This is a genomic window from Aquincola sp. J276 (assembly GCF_024700035.1).
Classification (GTDB): domain Bacteria; phylum Pseudomonadota; class Gammaproteobacteria; order Burkholderiales; family Burkholderiaceae_C; genus Aquincola; species Aquincola tertiaricarbonis.
In genome coordinates this window covers 1,994,983-2,011,505 of the sequence record NZ_JAJONC010000002.1, presented here as the reverse complement: position 1 = coordinate 2,011,505, position 16,523 = coordinate 1,994,983, and the positions used below count along the sequence as shown (strand labels likewise).

Here is a 16,523-nt window from a genome sequence, read left to right as displayed (position 1 = left end):
ATGGTGCAGTACCGCATGGCGCAAGACGGCGCCCACGCATTCGGGGGGCTGAGCATGTCCGCCGTACTCCCCTTCGATGCTGCGGCGCTGCCGGCCGCTGCCGATGGCGTGATCCACCTGGTGGGCCCGGTGACTGACGTGGTGTTCAGCTTCCTGGGTCCCACCACGGCGGCGCTGGCCGAGCAGGGCATGCACCAGACCGTGATCCTGGTGGACGAGCCTGCCCATCGGCACCTCCTGCCGCTGTTCCATCCGGCGGTACGCCTGGTGCTGACGCCGGGCGGCCGTGGACCCGTAAACCGCATGATGCTGGCCTGGTCGGCCTTGCGCACCGCTGTCGATGATCAGCCGTCCGCGGTCGTGCACCTGCATGGGTTGATCCCGAGCATGGCCGGGGTCATGGCCGTCCGCCTCGGTGGCATCGCAGCACCGCTGTACTTCTCGCCCCATGGATCACGCGGGCTGGGGCCGTTGAAGCTGATGGGCACGCCACTGCTGTGGGCCTTGCGACCCTTGGCGGCAGGGCGGCAACGCAGCATCGCATCGGCATCCACGGATGCCGCGCTGCTGCGCTCCTTCTCGGGTGGTCAAGTGAAGGTCGTCGAAAGCGCCGTAGACGAGCGCTTCTTCGATGTGGCCCGCCACGAGGCGCGGCAGCCGCTGCTCGTCACCAGCAGCCGTACCCGCCATGCCGGGAATGCGGCGGCGCTGTTTGCCCAGCTGGCGGTGCTGTTGAGTGAAGAATCACTGCAGCTGGGCTGCAATTGGCTGGGCACCACCGACAGTGAATCGGCGGCCCGCCTCAGTGCGGCCGGCGTGGGCATCTATGACGCAGCAACGCCCCAGGACCGGGCCACACGCCTGGCATCAGGCTGGGTGTACGTGGCCTTTGATGGTGCGCTGGGTTTCCCCGTCTTCCTGGCCGAGGCCATGGCGGCAGGCCTGCCCTGCGTGGCCTGGGACACCCCCTATCACCGGGACGTGATCCGCCACGGCGTGACCGGCCTGCTGTGCCGGTCGCGCGAGCAGCTGCTGGCCTATGTGGCCGAGCTGATCGATTCCGCCGATTTGCGGCGCCAGCTCGGCGAAGCGGCGCGGCAGGAGGCTCGACAGCGCTTCGACGCCCATGCCCTGCGCCGCTCGATGATGGCGGCCTACGGCACGTCCACCAACGGCGTGGACTGAAGCGAGCACTTGCCGCCGCCTAAACTCTAAGGTTTCGCTCGCGGCACTCCCGCATCACCGTGCATGGGCTGGACCGGTCACCTCGATCTGCACTACACCCGCGATGGCGAACGCACCATCGCGCTCGACCGCCATGAAGGACCGCTGCGGGTGCTGCAGCGGCTGTATCCCGAAGGCCCTGGCATCTGCCACCACGTGCTGGTGCATCCGCCCGGCGGCGTGGTGGGCGGCGACGTGCTGCGCCTGGAGGCCCGGCTGGACGCCGGCACCCATGCGCTGCTGACCACCCCCGGCGCCACGCGCTTCTACCGCAGCGAGGCGGCCGCCGCACTGCAGTCCACCCACTGCACCGTGGCCGACGGCGCCCGGCTGGAATGGCTGCCGCTGGAAGCCATCGCCTACAGCGGCTGCGAGGCCGAGAACCGCATGTGCTTCGAGCTGGCACCCGGCGCCGAGATGATGGGCTGGGACGTGCTGGCCCTGGGCCTGCCGGCCACCGGCCTGGCCTTCGAGCGCGGCCGCTTCCGCACCCACCTGGAGCTGCCGGGCGTGTGGCTGGAACGGGCGACGCTGGCCGCTGCGGACACCGCGCTGCTCGATTCGCCGCTGGGCCTGGCCGGGCACCGCGTGGTGGCCACGATGTGGTTCGCCGCAGGCCAGCCGCTGGTGCCGGCCCGGCGCGAGGCCCTGCTGCAGGCCGCACGCGAGGCCTGCGAGGCCAGCCCGCTGGTGGCCACCGCCGGCGCCACCTCGCCGCATGCCGAAGCCGTGGTGCTGCGGGTGCTGGCGCCGCGGGTGGAGCCGGCGCAGCAGCTGCTGCACCGGGTGTGGGCCGCCTGGCGGGCCACTGCCTGGGACATGGCGGCGCCGCTGCCGCGCATCTGGCGCACCTGAGCCGGGCCGGCCAGGCTCCGGTTCAGGCCGCGTCCAGCGCGCGCGAAGCGCCCAGCAGCGCGGGCGATTGCTCGGCGTCGATCACCCAGCACGGGATCTCGCTCAGGTAGCCCTGGAAGCGGCCCTTGGCCTCGAAGCGCTGGCGGAAGGCCGAGCGGGCGAAGGCTTCACCCATGCGTGGAACGATGCCACCGCCGATGTACATGCCACCGCGCGCGCCCACGGTCAGCGCCAGGTTGCCGGCCACGCTGCCGAGCAGCGCGCAGAACATGTCCAGCGCAGCCGCGGCCAGCGCATCGCCGCCGTCCATCGCGGCGGCCAGCACCGCGGCCGGCTCTTCCAGCGGCGCGGGCTGCCGTCGCACCTCGGCCAATGCCACGTAGAGATTGACCAGCCCGGGGCCCGACAACGCCCGCTCGCCCGACGCATGGCCGAAGCGCCGCTGCAGGCTGTCGATCACCGCGGCTTCCTCGGCCGTGGCCGGCGCCAGGGACACATGGCCGCCCTCGCCGCCCACCGCCACGGCCTCGCCGCGCTGCGTGAACACCAGCGAGGCCACGCCCAGGCCGGTGCCCGCGCCCACCAGGCCCAGCGTGCCGCCCGGCACCGCCGTGCCGCCACCCACCGGCTTGAGTTCCTGCGGCCCCAGGGCCGGCAACGCCAGCGCCAGCGCAACGAAGTCGTTCACCACCACGAAGCGGTCGAAGCCGAACTCGCGCCGCACCGCCTCGATGGAGAAGCCCCAGGTGTGGTTGGTCATCTGCAGGTGGTCGCCGTCCACCGGGTTGGCGATGCCGATGGCACAGGCCTTGGGCACCGGGCCGCCCAGGCTGTCCAGGTAACTGCGCATGGCGGCCTGCAGCGTCGGGAACTCGTCGCCCTTGAGCGCGGCGACGCGGGTGGGCTGGGCGTCCGGGGCCTCGCAGATGGCGAAGCGGGCGTTCGTGCCGCCGATGTCTCCCACCAGGCGGGGAAACGCGGTTCTGTTCTGCATGGCTGTGTTCTTGCTCCTTGTGCCCATGGTATCGGTCACCGCGCGCCGCCGTGCGGCCGCCGAGGCCCTATGGCGGGTACGTTTGGGTTACGGCCCTTACGATGGTGTTTTGGCGACAGCCCGATGACCCACAAAGCAACCCGAACCCCTGCTCCCGCCCTGGCTCCGCTGGCGCGGCCTCGATCGCCTGTGCAGACCGGCGGTTGGCTGCGCTGGGCCGCCCTGGTGCCACCGGCCCTGGCCGTGCTGGTGTCTCTGGTCTGGGGCACCACCCTGCCGCATGACGCGGTGATCGCCCTCATCCATGAGGACGGCCCGGTGGAAAGCCTGACCGTGCTGCTCTACCTGCTGCTGGCCCTGGCCCTGTGGTGCGTGCCACGCCCGGGCGACGACACGCGCCCGCGTGCGGCCATCACCGTGCTGGTGCTGGCCCTGGCCGCGCGCGAGCTGGACCTGCACAAGCACTTCACTGGCGGCAGCGTGCTCAAGGTCAGCTTCTACCTGCACGATGCACCGCTGCTGCACAAGCTGGTGGCGCTGCCCATACTGCTGGTGATCCTGGCCACCGCGGCCTGGCTCGCACTGCGTTACGTCCGGCCGCTGTGGCGCGACCTGCGCCGTGGCCGGCCGCTGGCGGTGACGATGGCGGTGTTCTTCGCCACGCTGGTGCTCACCAAGCTGATCGACCGCTCCTTCGCCATCCTGGCGGAGGACTTCGGCATCGTCATGTCCGCCGGCCTGGACGCGGTGCTGTCCGGGATGGAGGAGGTGGGCGAATGCAGCCTGCCGCTGATCCTTGCGGTGGGGCTGGGCCAGTACCAGCATGAGCGGGCCTCGGGCTCCGCAGCCGGCTAGATCGACATCATCTCCCGCACGTTGTTGGCCTGCATCTCGCTGCCACGGCCGCGGGCGATGATCTCGCCGCGCTCCATCACCAGGTACTGGTCGGCCAGTTCCTCGGCGAAGTCGTAGTACTGCTCCACCAGCACGATGGCCATGTTGCCGCGGTCGGCCAGCATGCGGATCACGCGGCCGATGTCCTTGATGATGGACGGCTGGATGCCCTCGGTGGGCTCGTCCAGGATCAGCAGCTTGGGGCCGGCGGCCAGCGCGCGGCCGATGGCCAGCTGCTGCTGCTGCCCGCCCGACAGGTCGCCGCCGCGGCGCTGGATCATCTGCTTGAGCACCGGAAACAGCTCGAAGATCTCGGCCGGCACCGGCACGCTGCCGGGTTTGTAGGCCAGGCCCATGCGCAGGTTGTCCTCCACCGTCAGCCGGCCGAAGATCTCGCGGCCCTGCGGCACGTAGCCCACGCCGCGCTTCACGCGCTCGTACGGCTTCTCGCGGCCCATGTCCTCGCCGTCGAGCTTGATGCTGCCGGTCTTGATCGGCACCACGCCCATCAGGCTCTTGAGCAGCGTCGTCTTGCCCACGCCGTTGCGGCCGAGGATCACAGTGACCTCCCCCACCTTGGCCTCGAACGACAGGTTGCGCAGGATGTGCGAGCCGCCGTAGTACTGGTTCAGACCTTCGACTTGCAGCATGTGATTCACCGGCCCAAATAGACTTCGACGACCTTGTCGTTGGCCTGCACCTCCGACAGCAGGCCCTCGGCCAGCACGCTGCCTTCATGCAGCACCGTGACCTTCTTGCGGCCCTGCGTCAGCTCGTCGACGAACTTCATGTCGTGCTCCACCACCACCAGCGAATGCTGGCCTTCCAGCGAGAGAAACAGCTCGGCGGTGCGCTCGGTCTCCTCGTCGGTCATGCCGGCCACCGGCTCGTCCAGCAGCAGCAGCTTGGGGTCCTGCATCAGCAGCATGCCGATCTCCAGCCACTGCTTCTGGCCGTGGCTCAGCAGGCCGGCGGTGCGCTGGGCCGAATCCTTCAGGTGGATCAGCGCCAGGATCTCGCCGATGCGGTCGAGCTGCACGCCGTTCAGCCGCGAGAACACGCTGGCCCGCGCGCGGCGGTCGGCCTTCAGCGCCAGCTCCAGGTTCTCGAAGACGCTCAGTTCCTCGTACACCGTGGGCTTCTGGAACTTGCGACCGATGCCGATCTGCGCGATGTCGTTCTCGCGCAGGCGCAGCAGGTCGATGTTGGAGCCGAAGAACACCTTGCCCTTGTCGGGCCGGGTCTTGCCGGTGATGACATCCATCATCGTCGTCTTGCCGGCGCCGTTGGGGCCGATGATGCAGCGCAGCTCGCCGACGTTGATCGTCAGCGACAGCGCATTGAGCGCGCGGAAGCCGTCGAAGCTGACGGTGATGTCGTCCACGTACAGCGCCACGCCCTGGGCAAACTCGGGCACCCCGGCACGGGCCACGCGGCCGTAGCTGGCCTCGCCGCCGGAGCCACCGACGTCGTACACGCGGTGTTCGTGCGCCTCGCGCAGCGCCGCGCCCGCTTCCATCAGGTCAGGCGTCACTTGGCTTCCTTCTTCAGCTTGCGAAACAGGCCCACGATGCCCTGCGGCAGGAACAACGTGACGGCGATGAACAGGGCGCCGAGGAAGTACAGCCACACCTCGGGAAAGGCCACGGTGAACCAGCTCTTGGCGCCGTTGACGAAGAAGGCGCCGATGATCGGGCCGATCAGCGTGGCACGCCCTCCCACCGCCGCCCAGATCGCGATCTCGATGCTGGCCGCCGGCGTCATCTCGCTGGGGTTGATGATGCCCACCTGCGGCACGTAGAGCGCGCCGGCCACGCCGCACATCACGGCCGACAGCGTCCAGATGCTGAGCTTGTAGGCCAGCGGGTCGTAGCCGGTGAACATCACGCGCGTCTCGGCATCGCGGATGGCCTGCAGCACGCGGCCGTACTTGCTGTTGACGATCCAGCGCGCCATCAGGAAGAAGCCGATCAGCACCAGGCCGGTGAGCACGAACAGCGTGATGCGCATCGACGGCGTGGCGATGGGCAGGCCCAGGATGCGCTTGAAGTCGGTGAAGCCGTTGTTGCCACCGAAGCCCGTCTCGTTGCGGAAGAACAGCAGCATCGCGGCGAAGGTCATCGCCTGCGTGATGATCGAGAAGTACACGCCCTTGATGCGCGAGCGGAAGGCGAAGAAGCCGAACACGAAGGCCAGCAGGCCCGGCACCAGCAGCACCAGCAGCATCTGCGCGATGAAGGAATCACTGAGCGCCCAGTGCCACGGCAGCTCCTTCCAGTCGAGGAACACCATGAAGTCGGGCAGCTCGCTCTTGTAGTTGCCGTCGCGGCCGATCTGGCGCATGAGGTACATGCCCATGCCGTAGCCGCCGAGGGCGAAGAACAGGCCGTGGCCCAGCGACAGGATGCCGGTGTAGCCCCAGATCAGGTCCATGGCCAGCGCGCAGATGGCGTAGCACATGATCTTGCCGATGAGGCCGATGGCGTAGCCGCTGAGGTGGAACACGCTGCCCTCGGGCACCACCATGTTCAGCACCGGCGCCAGCACGCACACCACCAGCAGCGCGACGAACACGCCCGACCAGCCCTTGGGCCCCAGCAGCGTGCCGCGCTTGGGCACGGGCAGCGAAAGGGCAGAAGGCAACACAGCACTCATTCGATTTCTCCGTTCATGCAGGCAGCGCGGCTCATGCCTCGGCGCTGCGGCCCTTCATCGCGAAGAGACCCTGCGGCCGCTTCTGGATGAACACCACGATGAACACCAGCACCATGATCTTGGCCAGCACCGCACCGGACCAGCCCTCTAGCAGCTTGTTCAGCACGCCCAGGCCCAGTCCGGCCACCACGGTGCCCGCCAGCTGGCCCACGCCGCCCAGCACCACCACCATGAACGAATCGACGATGTAGCTCTGGCCCAGATCGGGACCGACGTTGCCCACCTGCGAGAGCGCGCAGCCCGCCAGCCCGGCAATGCCGGCGCCCAGCGAGAAGGCATAGGTATCCACCCGCGCGGTGTTGACGCCCACGCAGGAGGCCATGCGCCGGTTCTGCGTCACGCCGCGCACGAACAGGCCCAGCCGGGTGCGGGCGATCAGCAGCGCCACGCCGCCCAGCACCAGGAAGGCGAAGGCCAGGATGGCCAGCCGGTTGTACGGCAGCGTGAGGTTGCTCATCACCTGCACGCCGCCGCTCATCCAGGCCGGGTTTTCCACCGGCACGTTCTGCGCACCGAAGAGCGAGCGCACCGACTGCATCAGCACCAGGCTGATGCCCCATGTGGCCAGCAGCGTTTCCAGCGGCCGGCCGTACAGCCAGCGGATCACGCTGCGCTCCATCAGCGCGCCCACCAGCGCGCTGGCCAGGAAGCTCAGCGGTATGGCCGCCAGCACATACCAGTCGAAGGCGCCCGGCAGGTACTGGCGGAACAGGTTCTGCACCACGAAGGTGGCGTAGGCGCCGATCATCATCAGCTCGCCGTGGGCCATGTTGATGACGCCCATCAGCCCGTAGGTGATGGCCAGGCCCAGCGCCACCAGCAGCAGGATGCTGCCCAGGCTGGCGCCGGTGAACAGCACGCCCATCCATTCGCCGATGGCCAGTTGCCGCTCCACCGCCGACAGCGCCTTCAGCAGCGCGGCGCGCACGGCCGGATCGCTCTCGCCGCCGGTGGCCAGGCGTTCCAGCAGCAGGCTGCGGGTGTTGGGGTCGTCGCTGGCCTCCAGCAGCTTGGCTGCGGCCAGGCGCTTGTCGGTGTCGGGCGAGCTCACCAGCACCGAGGCCTTCAGCAGGTTGAGCTGCTTCTTCAGCGCGGCGTCGGGCTCGGCGGCCTCGGCCTTTTCCAGCAGCGGCATCAGGCCTTCGTCGGCCTGGTCGCGCAGCTGCGTGATGGCCGCGGCGCGCTCGGCCCGGTCCGTTGAGAACAGCTTGAGCGACGCGATCGCGGCCTGCAGCGCGCGGCGGATGCGGTTGTTGTTGACCGGGTCTTCCGCGGTCTCGGGCACGCGGGCCACCGGTTGCCCGGTGGCCGCGTCGGTGGCCTGGCCGTCCCGCACGATCAGCACCTGCTCGGGCGTGATCTTCACGGCATCGTCCAGCATGGCCTGCGCGAAGGGGCCCAGGCCCGGGTCGGCGGCGGCCAGCGCCGCCTGCATCGCCGCGATGCGGTCGTCGCTGTCGCCGGTGGCGATGGCGCGTGCCTGCTGCGGTGTGAGCGCCTGGGCACCGGCGCTGAGCAGCAGCGCGAGCAAGCCCGGCACGATCCATCGGACCTGCATCGTTTCCCCTTCTTCGCGGCGTTGGCTCAGGTCACTTCTTCTCGGGCACGTTCTTCTTGCCCTTGTTCTCGGCGATGTAGTCGCTCCACGGATCGGCCACCACCGGGCCCGGGGTCTTCCACACCACGTTGAACTGGCCGTCGGCCTTCACCTCGCCGATGAACACCGGCTTGTGCAGGTGGTGGTTCTCCTTGTCCATCGTGCTGGTGAAGCCGCCCGGTGCCTTGAAGGTCTGGCCGGCCATGGCCGCGATCACCTTGTCGGTGTCGGTGCTCTTGGCCTTGTTCACCGCCTGCGCCCACATGTGGATGCCGATGTAGGTGGCTTCCATCGGGTCGTTGGTCAGCGGCTTGTCCTTGTGGCCGGGGATGTTCTTGGCCTTGGCGTAGTCGCTCCAAGCCTTGATGAAGGCGTCGTTGGTCGGGCTCTTCACCGACATGAAGTAGTTCCAGGCGGCCAGGTGGCCCACCAGCGGCTTGGTGTCCACGCCGCGCAGCTCTTCCTCACCCACCGAGAAGGCCACCACCGGCACGTCGGTCGCCTTCAGGCCCTGGTTGCCCAGTTCCTTGTAGAAGGGCACGTTGGAGTCGCCGTTGATGGTGGACACCACTGCGGTCTTCTTGCCCTCGGACGAGAACTTCTTGATCTTGGCGATGATGCTCTGGTAGTCCGAATGGCCGAAGGGGGTGTACTCCTCCATGATGTCGGCCTCGGCCACGCCCTTGCTCTTGAGGAAGGCACGCAGGATCTTGTTGGTGGTGCGCGGGTACACGTAGTCGGTGCCCAGCAGCACGAAGCGCTTGGCGCTGCCGCCGTCCTTGCTCATCAGGTATTCCACCGCCGGGATGGCCTGCTGGTTGGGCGCGGCACCGGTGTAGAACACGTTCTTGCTCAGCTCCTCGCCCTCGTACTGCACGGGGTAGAACAGCAGGCTGTTGGTCTCCTCGAACACCGGCAGCACGCTCTTGCGGCTGACCGAGGTCCAGCAGCCGAACACCACCGCGGCCTTGTCCTTGGTGATGAGCTGGCGGGCCTTCTCGGCGAACAGCGGCCAGTTGGAGGCCGGGTCCACCACCACCGGCTCGAGCTTCTTGCCCAGCACGCCGCCCTTGGCATTGATCTCGTCGATGGTCATCAGGGCGACGTCCTTGAGCACCGTCTCCGAGATGGCCATGGTGCCGGACAGCGAATGCAGCACGCCGACCTTGATGGTCTCCTGCGCATGGGCGGCGGTGGCACCGAGGGCCGCCAGGGCCACGGCGGTGAGCGTGATCGAGAAGGAACGGCGAGTGGTCATGAGTACCCCTTTTGTGCGTTGAAGCGTGCGTTGAAGCCACGGTGGATCGGACGCTGCGCAGGTTAGGGACGACCCGGGCTGCGGGCCATACGCCGGATGGCGTACGGCTGCGCCACCCTCGGAGCGGGGACCGCTGAAGGCGCACCCCTCGGAGGGAAGCGACGCCCGGCACGGCGGCCTACCTTTGTTGCAAGCCAGCCCGCCTGGCAGCGCACGAGGAGACGACGATGAAGCTGCACACCACCTTCCAGACCCTGGCCGCGGCCCTGGTGTCGGGCACCGCCGGCTGGTGGCTTGGCAGCGCGGCCGAGGTGCCTGGCCACAGCCAGGCGGCTGCGCCGGTCGCGTCGTCCGCACCGGTTGCCCGAGCTGCCGCCAGGCCGGCGCCCGCCGCTGCGCCGCAGCCGATGGTGGCGGTGCTGGACGGCGGCAACGTGACGCTGCGCGTGGAGCGCGAGCCGCTGGAATGGGTGCTGGCCGAGATCGAACGCCAGGGAGGGCGCGCGGAGTTGCCGGCCTCTGGGACCGCCGCTAAGGCGCAGCCGGTGGCAGCGGCCGCGGTGGCGCCGGAAGCCTGCACCACGCCGGCGGTCGCTACCGGCATCGATGCCCAGAAGCTGCTGCAGGCCGTGCGCCACGGCACCGAGGCCGACCGCAGCGCCGGCTTGCTGCAGGCGCGCGAGGCCTCCCTCGCGCTGCCCGACGACGTGCTGAAGCAGCTCTACGAGACCGATGCCTCCGAGCAGGTGCGGCTGCTGGCCTTCGAGGCCTACCTGGAGGCCCGGGGCGCCGACATGCAGGCGCTGCGCAGCACGCTGCAGGCCGCGCTGTACGTGCCGCATGCCGCGATCCAGCGCGAGGCGCAACGCCGGCTGGACGAGCTGGCCGAGGCCGAACGCATCGGCGCCGCATCGCCGCAGACCGGCCCCTGACGGGCCGCATCCGCTGCCACCGCTTTTTCCCAAGGGCGGCGCCATCGGGGCGCGGCGCCGCCTCCCACCTTTGCCCCGACCACAGGAGAACGACATGACTCTGCAACGCAACTGGCGCGCTGCCGCCGCCGCGGGCGCCCTGGCACTGACCGCCGCCACCGGTGCTTCCGCGCATTCGATCGCCGCCGTGTCCAACGCGGTCAACTTCACCTTCGTCGGCGCGGCGCAGGTGGCGGTGCCGGGCATGACGTCGCCGCTGTTCGCCAATGCGGCGGGCCAGCGCATCGTGGTGACGTTCTCGTCCGAGTGCTCGGTCAATGCGCCGGCCGGCAACACCGGCGCCTGGACCGACGTCGACATCGTGGTGCTGAATGCGGCCGGCGCGGTGGTGCAGACCCTGGCACCGACCGCCGGCCCCGGCGATGCGTTCTGCGCCTCCAACGGCACCGCCGGCTTCGACGGCTGGGAGACCAACTCGGTGACGGCCTTTGGCGGCGCCGGGCTGCCCGCAGGCAACTACCGGGTGCAGGTGCGCGCCCGGCTGAACGGCGGGGCGGTCGGCGGCTGGTTCGGCGAACGTTCGATGATTGTCGAACGCTGAGCCCGCCGCGGCCTGTGCGGCGTCGCTGGCGCGGCGCAGGCCGCCGCGCTGCCGTGTCGGGTCAGGCCAGCGCCTGCGGTGCGCCGCCGTGCGCAGGCTCGGCCGGCTCGCCATGCGGCGTGGCCTGCGGTTCCACCACCGCCAGCTTGGCGCAGGCCAGCAGCACCGCCGCGAAGCCCAGGTAGCTCACCGCCACCGACAGGCTCTGGCCGATGCCGATGCGCTCGCCGTGCATGAAGCCGAAGAAGGTGAGCAGTGCGCCGGCCACCGCGAAGGCCGCGGCCTTGACCAGCTCGCGGTCGATGATGAAGACCGCGATGGCGCCCAGGATCAGCCCGCCCAGGATGGCACCGCCGCCGAGCACTTCCAGCCCGTGGTACAGCACGCCGGTCTGGCCCAGCTTGTCGAGGCCCACGGCGGCCGCATTGGTGCCGGCCGCGCCCAGCGCGTTGTCGATCTGCAGCTTGCCCCATGCCGCCAGGTGCGGCATGAAGGCCAGGATCACCGCCGGTGCGTGGCTGCGCGGTGTTTCCTGGAAGGCCTGCGCGCCGATCAGCATGCCGATGTAGAGCAGGATGGGCGCGATGGCCACCACCGGGATCAGCGAGGTCATCACCGAGATGATGCCCAGCCAGCACATCAGCAGCACCACGATGCCGGTGGCCGCCGAGTAGCCGATGCGCCCGCCCATGGCCTTCCAGCCCGGGTGGCCGATGTACACCGCGTTGATGAACGGATTGCCCATCATGCAGCCCACCAGGCTCACCACGCCGTCGGCCGTGAGCACGCGGGTGGTGGGAAAGCTGTCGCCGCTGGCGGCCGCGCTTTCCACGTTGTCCATCGCTTCCACCAGGTCGTAGATGCCGAAGGGGATGGCGGTGACGAGGATGACGCCCACGAAGTCGAAGCCCGAGAAGACGTGGCCGATGGCCGGCAGCGGCACCGAGAAGCCGAAGTTGGCGAACGAGGCGCCCAGCCCGGCCAGGCTCATGCCGCCGATGGGCATGCCCAGCGCGGTGGAGCCCCACGCGATCAGGCAACCCACCGCGATGGCCACCAGCCCCGCCGGGATGCCCTTGAACCAGCGCACGCCGCCGAACCAGCTCACCAGGATGATGGCGAAGCACACCACGCCCAGCAGCGGCGTCATGAACATCTCCAGCGCCGGGCGCAGCGCGATGAATGCGATGGACACGCCGGCCAGCGTGCCCAGCAGCGCCGCGCGCGGCGTGATACGGCGGATCACCGGCGCGATGAAGCCGCCGATCATCAGCACGAAGCTCTGCACGAAGACCCAGGTGAGGCCGGCTTCCCAGCCCTTGATGGGGTCGCCCGTGCTCAACGAGATGGGCAGCATGATGACGAACACCACCACGAACATGTGCGGCACGCTGATGCCCGAAGGTAGCGCGCACACGTCGTTGCGGCCGGTCTTCTTCGCCAGCTGCCAGGCGAGGTACGCGTAGTACAGCGTGGACAGGGCCATCATCAACCCCGCGGCCGGCAGGATGCGGCCAAAGACGATGGCATCGGGCATCTTGAGCACGTAGCGCAGCAGGCCGGTGAGCACCAGCAGGTTCACCAGGATGTTGGTGCCGAAGCCGAAGAAGGCATTCCAGTCGCCGGGCGCCCACAGGCGGGGGCCGGTGCCCGGCTGGGCCGGCGTGCGAAGGGTGGTCGTCATGGGTTCACTCCTGCAATGGAAGTGGTGAACAACACGGGTCAGCCGGCGCTGTCGAGCGCGGCCAGGAGGCGGGTCGAATCGGTGACCCAGCCGAAAATGCCGCCCTGCGCATGGATCATGCGCAGGGCGACTTCATGAAACTCCGGAAAGTACGAAGCGCAGCAGTCCGACGGCACGATGCAGCGGAAGCCGCGGTCGTTGGCCTCGCGCACGGTGGTATGCACGCAGACCTCGGTGGTCACGCCGCACACGATCAGGTCGCGGATGCCGCGGTACTGCAGAATGGCGCCCAGCTCGGTGGCATGGAACGCGCCCTTGCCGGGCTTGTCGATCACCGGCTCGCCCGGCTGCGGCGCCAGCTCCGGGATGATGTCGTGGCCAGGCTCGCCGCGGATCAGGATGCGGCCCATCGGACCCGGCGCGCCGATGCGCAGGCTGGGTGCGCCCCGCTGCACCTTGGCCGGCGGCGCGTCGCTCAGGTCGGGCCGGTGGCCCTCGCGGGTGTGGATCACCAGCAGGCCGGCCGCGCGCGCCGCCGACAGCAGCCGCTGGCAGGGCACGATGGCCGCGCGCAGCAGCGACACGTCGTTGCCCAGGCTCTCGCCGAAGCCGCCGGGCTCGATGAAGTCGCGCTGCATGTCGATCATCACCACCGCGGTGACGGCGGGGTGGAAGTCCAGCGGTGCGGGCAAGGCGGGCAGGGTCGTCGGCATGGCGGGCTCCGGTGATCCAACTTGATGCATACGAACTGGAATACCAGTTAGTGGACGGCGTCGATGCAATAAGCAAGCCACCGGGTCCGGCCTGGCCGCGCCCGCAGGGACATGCCCCGTCCACGCAGGAAGGAACCGGGCCGGCGCTGCCACTGGCACGGTCGTTGCACGTGCACCAACTGGTATACCAACGCGTGCACCATGAACGAACATCCCCCGCTCACACTGAACGACTGGCGCCGTGCCTATGCCGCCGGTGCCACGCCGTCGGTCCTGCTGGCAACACTGGCCCAGCGGCTGCAGGCCAGCCCGGCGGCGGCCTGGATCACCCGGGCGAGTGCGGCACAGCTGCAGGCGCAGGCCGATGCGCTGGAAGCCCGGCGCGCCGCCGCCGGTGGCGACCTGCAGGCGATGCCGCTGTACGGCGTGCCCTTCGCGGTGAAGGACAACATCGACATCGAGGACGTCGACACCACCGCCGCCTGCCCCGCCTTCGCCTACCGCGCCGGCAGCAGCGCGCAGGCGGTGCAGCAGCTGCTGGCGGCCGGCGCGGTGTGGGTGGGCAAGACCAACCTGGACCAGTTCGCCACCGGCCTGGTGGGCACGCGCTCGCCCTACGGCCAGCCGGCCAGCACCTTCGACGCCACCCGCGTGAGCGGCGGCAGCAGCTCGGGCTCGGCCGTGGTGGTGTCGCGGGGCGACGTGGTGTTCTCGCTGGGCACCGACACCGCCGGCTCCGGTCGGGTGCCGGCAGGCTTCAACAACATCGTGGGACTGAAGCCCACCCCCGGCCGCGTGAGCACGGCCGGCGTGGTGCCGGCCTGCCGCAGCCTGGACTGCATCTCGGTGTTCGCGCTCACGGCCGACGACACGGCCGAGGTGCTGGCCGTGATGGAAGGCCCCGACGAGGCCGATGCCTACAGCCGCTTCCAGCCCGGTGCGGCGCAGCTGCCGGCGCGGCTGCGCATCGGCGTGCCCGCGGCGGTGGTGCTGGACGCGGCTTATGACGATGCCTGGGCGCGCGCGCTGGCGCTGGCTCGCCAGCAGGGCCACGAGCTGGTGGCGCTGGACTTCGGCCCGCTGCACAAGGTGGCTGCGCTGCTGTATGGCGGGCCCTGGGTGGCCGAGCGCCATGCCGCGGTGCAGCCGCTGCTGGACAGCCACCCCGAGGCCTTCGACCCCACGGTGCGCACCGTGATAGAGCAGGCCCTGCGCATGAGCGCCACCGACGCCTTCCGCGGCCAGTACGCACTGCGCGCCGCACAGCAGCAGGCGGCCCGCCTGTGGCAGCAGGTGGACGTGCTGCTGGTGCCCACGGCGCCCGGCCATCCCACCTTCGAGCAATTGCAGGCCGACCCCATCGGCGCCAATGCAAGGCTGGGCACGTACACCAACTTCGTGAACCTGCTGGGCTGGGCCGCCATTGCGCTGCCGGCCGGCTTCACCGCGCAGGGCCTGCCCTTCGGCGTCACCTTCATCGCGCCCGGCGGCACCGATGCGGCGCTGGCCCGGCTGGGCAGCGCCTGGCAGGCGGCCACCGCATTGCCCCTGGGCGCCACCGATGCGCCCTGCCCGGCGCCCGGCACGCCACTGCGGCGGCCCGCCACCGAAGCGGTGCTGCCCATCGCCGTGGTGGGCGCGCACCTGTCGGGCATGCCGCTGAACGGCCAGCTCACCGAACGCGGCGCCACGCTGCGCGAGGCGACGCGCACCGCACCGCTGTACCGGCTGTTCGCGCTGCCCGGCACCACGCCGCCCAAGCCCGGCCTGCAGCGCGTGGCCGAAGGCGGCGCCGCCATCGCGGTGGAAGTGTGGGACATGCCGCTGCACCAGGTGGGCAGCTTCCTGGCCCTGATCCCGCCGCCGCTGGGCCTGGGCAGCCTGCAGCTGGCCGACGGCCGCGTGGTGCACGGCTTCATCTGCGAAGGCCATGCGCTGGCCGGCGCCACCGACGTCACCCGCTTCGGCGGCTGGCGTGCCTACGTCACCGACCTGAAGGCGCGCGGCGCCTGACGTGAACCCCTTGCCTGAACCGAAGGAGCACCCGATGAACGACCACGCCCGCCACCCCAACCGCCGCCGCCTGCTGGGCAGCACAGCCGCCGCGGCGGCCGCGCTGGCCCTGCCCGCGCTGTTGCCCAGCGTCGCGCGCGCGCAGTCCGGCCCCAGGATCCGCATCGGCTACTGGCCGGTGGCCGCCGGCCTGCCCTTCTTCGCCGCCGTGGGAAAGGGCTACTTCAAGGAAGCCGGCCTGGACGTGGAAGCGCAGAAATACGCCGGCGCCCAGCAGGTGATGGAAGCCATGCTGGCCGGCCGCTGCGACGGCAGCTCCAACGGCACCGGCTCGGGCAACCTGGGCGTGGGCGAGATCGCCTCGCCGGGCCTGTTCAAGATCATCGCCACCAACCCGAGCAACGCCAAGTACGTGCTGGACCAGTTCCTGGTGCCCAAGGACAGCCCGGCCAAGACCATCGCCGACCTGAAGGGCAAGCGCGTGGCCAGCGGCCCCGGCATCCAGAACAAGACGCTGGCGCTGGCGGTGCTGGAGCGTGCCGGCGCGCCCGGCACCACGGTGACCGAGCTGCCCATCGGCCAGCATGTGGCCGCGCTGGCGGCCGGCCAGGTGGATGCGGTGTACACGCTGGAGCCCACCGGCACCGTGGGCCGCATGAACGGCACCACCCGCATGCTGGAGGCCGGCGTGATCGCCCGCTACATCCTGGGCGACGCGCAGGCACCGTGGCACGGCGGCTCGGCCGCGCTGACCACCGAGTTCATCAAGAAGTACCCGGCCGAGACCAAGAAGTACATCGCCGCCTATGCCCGCGGCATCGAGCTGGTGCGCACGCAGCCGGCCGAGGCGCGGCAGTACCTCAAGGGCTACACCGCCATCGAAGGCCCGCTCACCGCCGAGGTGCCGCTGGCCTCCTACATGCTCTACAACGAGTTCAAGCCGGCCGACGTGGCGGCCTTCCAGAAGTTCTTCGACCTGTTCACCGAGAAGGGTGTGTTCGAGAAGAAGCTGGACGTGGCCTCTCTGCTCTACAAGGGCTGAC

15 protein-coding genes are annotated in these 16,523 nt (G+C 69.9%); 7 read left to right on the top strand and 8 right to left on the bottom strand.

The annotated features are described in order from the left end of the window. Together LRS14_RS27240 and LRS14_RS27235 are read left to right on the top strand one after the other, a co-directional pair. The gene (locus tag LRS14_RS27240; RefSeq protein ID WP_257801818.1) at positions 1 to 1,185 is read left to right on the top strand and encodes a glycosyltransferase; all 1,185 of its coding nucleotides are present in this window, start codon (positions 1 to 3) and stop codon (positions 1,183 to 1,185) included. A 63-nt stretch (positions 1,186 to 1,248) separates the two neighbouring features. Continuing rightward, entirely contained in the window at positions 1,249 to 2,079 is an 831-nt protein-coding gene (locus LRS14_RS27235; RefSeq protein ID WP_257801817.1) for an urease accessory protein UreD, read from the top strand. A 22-nt stretch (positions 2,080 to 2,101) separates the two neighbouring features. Here the strand turns inward: LRS14_RS27235 and glk are convergent, their stop codons facing one another. Continuing rightward, the gene (gene glk, locus LRS14_RS27230; protein ID WP_257801816.1) at positions 2,102 to 3,073 is read right to left on the bottom strand and encodes a glucokinase; all 972 of its coding nucleotides are present in this window, start codon (positions 3,071 to 3,073) and stop codon (positions 2,102 to 2,104) included. A gap of 189 nt (positions 3,074 to 3,262) precedes the next feature. Between glk and LRS14_RS27225 the strand changes: the two genes are divergently transcribed. Continuing rightward, the gene (locus tag LRS14_RS27225) at positions 3,263 to 3,928 is read left to right on the top strand and encodes a hypothetical protein (RefSeq protein ID WP_257801815.1); all 666 of its coding nucleotides are present in this window, start codon (positions 3,263 to 3,265) and stop codon (positions 3,926 to 3,928) included. On the opposite strand, the gene urtE is transcribed toward LRS14_RS27225, so the two are convergent. From urtE to urtA, 5 genes are read right to left on the bottom strand one after another with little or no spacing between them, the layout of a single operon-like run. Next, on the bottom strand, positions 3,925 to 4,617 hold the full coding sequence (gene urtE / locus LRS14_RS27220) for an urea ABC transporter ATP-binding subunit UrtE (protein ID WP_046116216.1): 693 nt from the start codon (positions 4,615 to 4,617) through the stop codon (positions 3,925 to 3,927). The genes LRS14_RS27225 and urtE overlap by 4 nt on opposite strands. A 5-nt stretch (positions 4,618 to 4,622) precedes the next feature. Beyond that, complete coding sequence (urtD, locus tag LRS14_RS27215; protein WP_257801814.1) at positions 4,623 to 5,501, bottom strand: urea ABC transporter ATP-binding protein UrtD; 879 nt, start codon at positions 5,499 to 5,501, stop codon at positions 4,623 to 4,625. Beyond that, on the bottom strand, positions 5,498 to 6,622 hold the full coding sequence (gene urtC / locus LRS14_RS27210; protein ID WP_046116218.1) for an urea ABC transporter permease subunit UrtC: 1,125 nt from the start codon (positions 6,620 to 6,622) through the stop codon (positions 5,498 to 5,500). Before urtC ends, urtD begins: the two co-directional genes overlap by 4 nt. A 31-nt stretch (positions 6,623 to 6,653) precedes the next feature. Further along, positions 6,654 to 8,240, bottom strand: a complete 1,587-nt coding sequence (urtB, locus tag LRS14_RS27205) for an urea ABC transporter permease subunit UrtB (RefSeq protein WP_046116219.1) — start codon at positions 8,238 to 8,240, stop codon at positions 6,654 to 6,656. A 31-nt stretch (positions 8,241 to 8,271) separates the two neighbouring features. Further along, positions 8,272 to 9,537, bottom strand: a complete 1,266-nt coding sequence (gene urtA, locus LRS14_RS27200; protein ID WP_257801813.1) for an urea ABC transporter substrate-binding protein — start codon at positions 9,535 to 9,537, stop codon at positions 8,272 to 8,274. Positions 9,538 to 9,764: 227 nt separating this feature from the next. On the opposite strand from urtA, the gene LRS14_RS27195 reads away from it, so the two are divergent. Then, positions 9,765 to 10,469: a hypothetical protein gene (locus tag LRS14_RS27195; RefSeq protein ID WP_257801812.1), complete on the top strand. Its 705-nt coding sequence runs from the start codon at positions 9,765 to 9,767 to the stop codon at positions 10,467 to 10,469. A gap of 94 nt (positions 10,470 to 10,563) precedes the next feature. Continuing rightward, entirely contained in the window at positions 10,564 to 11,070 is a 507-nt protein-coding gene (locus LRS14_RS27190) for a hypothetical protein (RefSeq protein ID WP_046116222.1), read from the top strand. 61 nt (positions 11,071 to 11,131) lie between these two features. On the opposite strand, the gene LRS14_RS27185 is transcribed toward LRS14_RS27190, so the two are convergent. Further along, positions 11,132 to 12,754, bottom strand: coding sequence for a hypothetical protein (locus LRS14_RS27185; protein ID WP_257801811.1), 1,623 nt, complete (start codon positions 12,752 to 12,754; stop codon positions 11,132 to 11,134). A 38-nt stretch (positions 12,755 to 12,792) separates the two neighbouring features. Further along, positions 12,793 to 13,467: a cysteine hydrolase family protein gene (locus LRS14_RS27180; protein ID WP_046116224.1), complete on the bottom strand. Its 675-nt coding sequence runs from the start codon at positions 13,465 to 13,467 to the stop codon at positions 12,793 to 12,795. A 201-nt stretch (positions 13,468 to 13,668) separates the two neighbouring features. Between LRS14_RS27180 and atzF the strand changes: the two genes are divergently transcribed. Next, positions 13,669 to 15,480 (top strand): allophanate hydrolase, encoded by a 1,812-nt coding sequence (atzF, locus tag LRS14_RS27175; protein ID WP_257801810.1) that lies wholly within the window; start codon positions 13,669 to 13,671, stop codon positions 15,478 to 15,480. Between the two features lie 34 nt (positions 15,481 to 15,514). Further along, entirely contained in the window at positions 15,515 to 16,522 is a 1,008-nt protein-coding gene (locus tag LRS14_RS27170) for an ABC transporter substrate-binding protein (RefSeq protein WP_257801809.1), read from the top strand. Position 16,523 lies beyond the last annotated feature (1 nt).

Excerpts from the sequence above, each read along its gene's own strand:
- LRS14_RS27240 (WP_257801818.1), top strand. The coding sequence starts at position 1 with ATGGTGCAGTACCGCATGGCGCAAGACGGCGCCCACGCATTCGGGGGG.
- LRS14_RS27235 (WP_257801817.1), top strand. The coding sequence starts at position 1,249 with ATGGGCTGGACCGGTCACCTCGATCTGCACTACACCCGCGATGGCGAA.
- glk (WP_257801816.1), bottom strand. The coding sequence starts at position 3,073 with ATGCAGAACAGAACCGCGTTTCCCCGCCTGGTGGGAGACATCGGCGGC.
- urtE (WP_046116216.1), bottom strand. The coding sequence starts at position 4,617 with ATGCTGCAAGTCGAAGGTCTGAACCAGTACTACGGCGGCTCGCACATC.
- urtC (WP_046116218.1), bottom strand. The coding sequence starts at position 6,622 with ATGAGTGCTGTGTTGCCTTCTGCCCTTTCGCTGCCCGTGCCCAAGCGC.
- urtB (WP_046116219.1), bottom strand. The coding sequence starts at position 8,240 with ATGCAGGTCCGATGGATCGTGCCGGGCTTGCTCGCGCTGCTGCTCAGC.
- urtA (WP_257801813.1), bottom strand. The coding sequence starts at position 9,537 with ATGACCACTCGCCGTTCCTTCTCGATCACGCTCACCGCCGTGGCCCTG.
- LRS14_RS27195 (WP_257801812.1), top strand. The coding sequence starts at position 9,765 with ATGAAGCTGCACACCACCTTCCAGACCCTGGCCGCGGCCCTGGTGTCG.
- LRS14_RS27190 (WP_046116222.1), top strand. The coding sequence starts at position 10,564 with ATGACTCTGCAACGCAACTGGCGCGCTGCCGCCGCCGCGGGCGCCCTG.
- LRS14_RS27185 (WP_257801811.1), bottom strand. The coding sequence starts at position 12,754 with ATGACGACCACCCTTCGCACGCCGGCCCAGCCGGGCACCGGCCCCCGC.
- LRS14_RS27180 (WP_046116224.1), bottom strand. The coding sequence starts at position 13,467 with ATGCCGACGACCCTGCCCGCCTTGCCCGCACCGCTGGACTTCCACCCC.
- atzF (WP_257801810.1), top strand. The coding sequence starts at position 13,669 with ATGAACGAACATCCCCCGCTCACACTGAACGACTGGCGCCGTGCCTAT.
- LRS14_RS27170 (WP_257801809.1), top strand. The coding sequence starts at position 15,515 with ATGAACGACCACGCCCGCCACCCCAACCGCCGCCGCCTGCTGGGCAGC.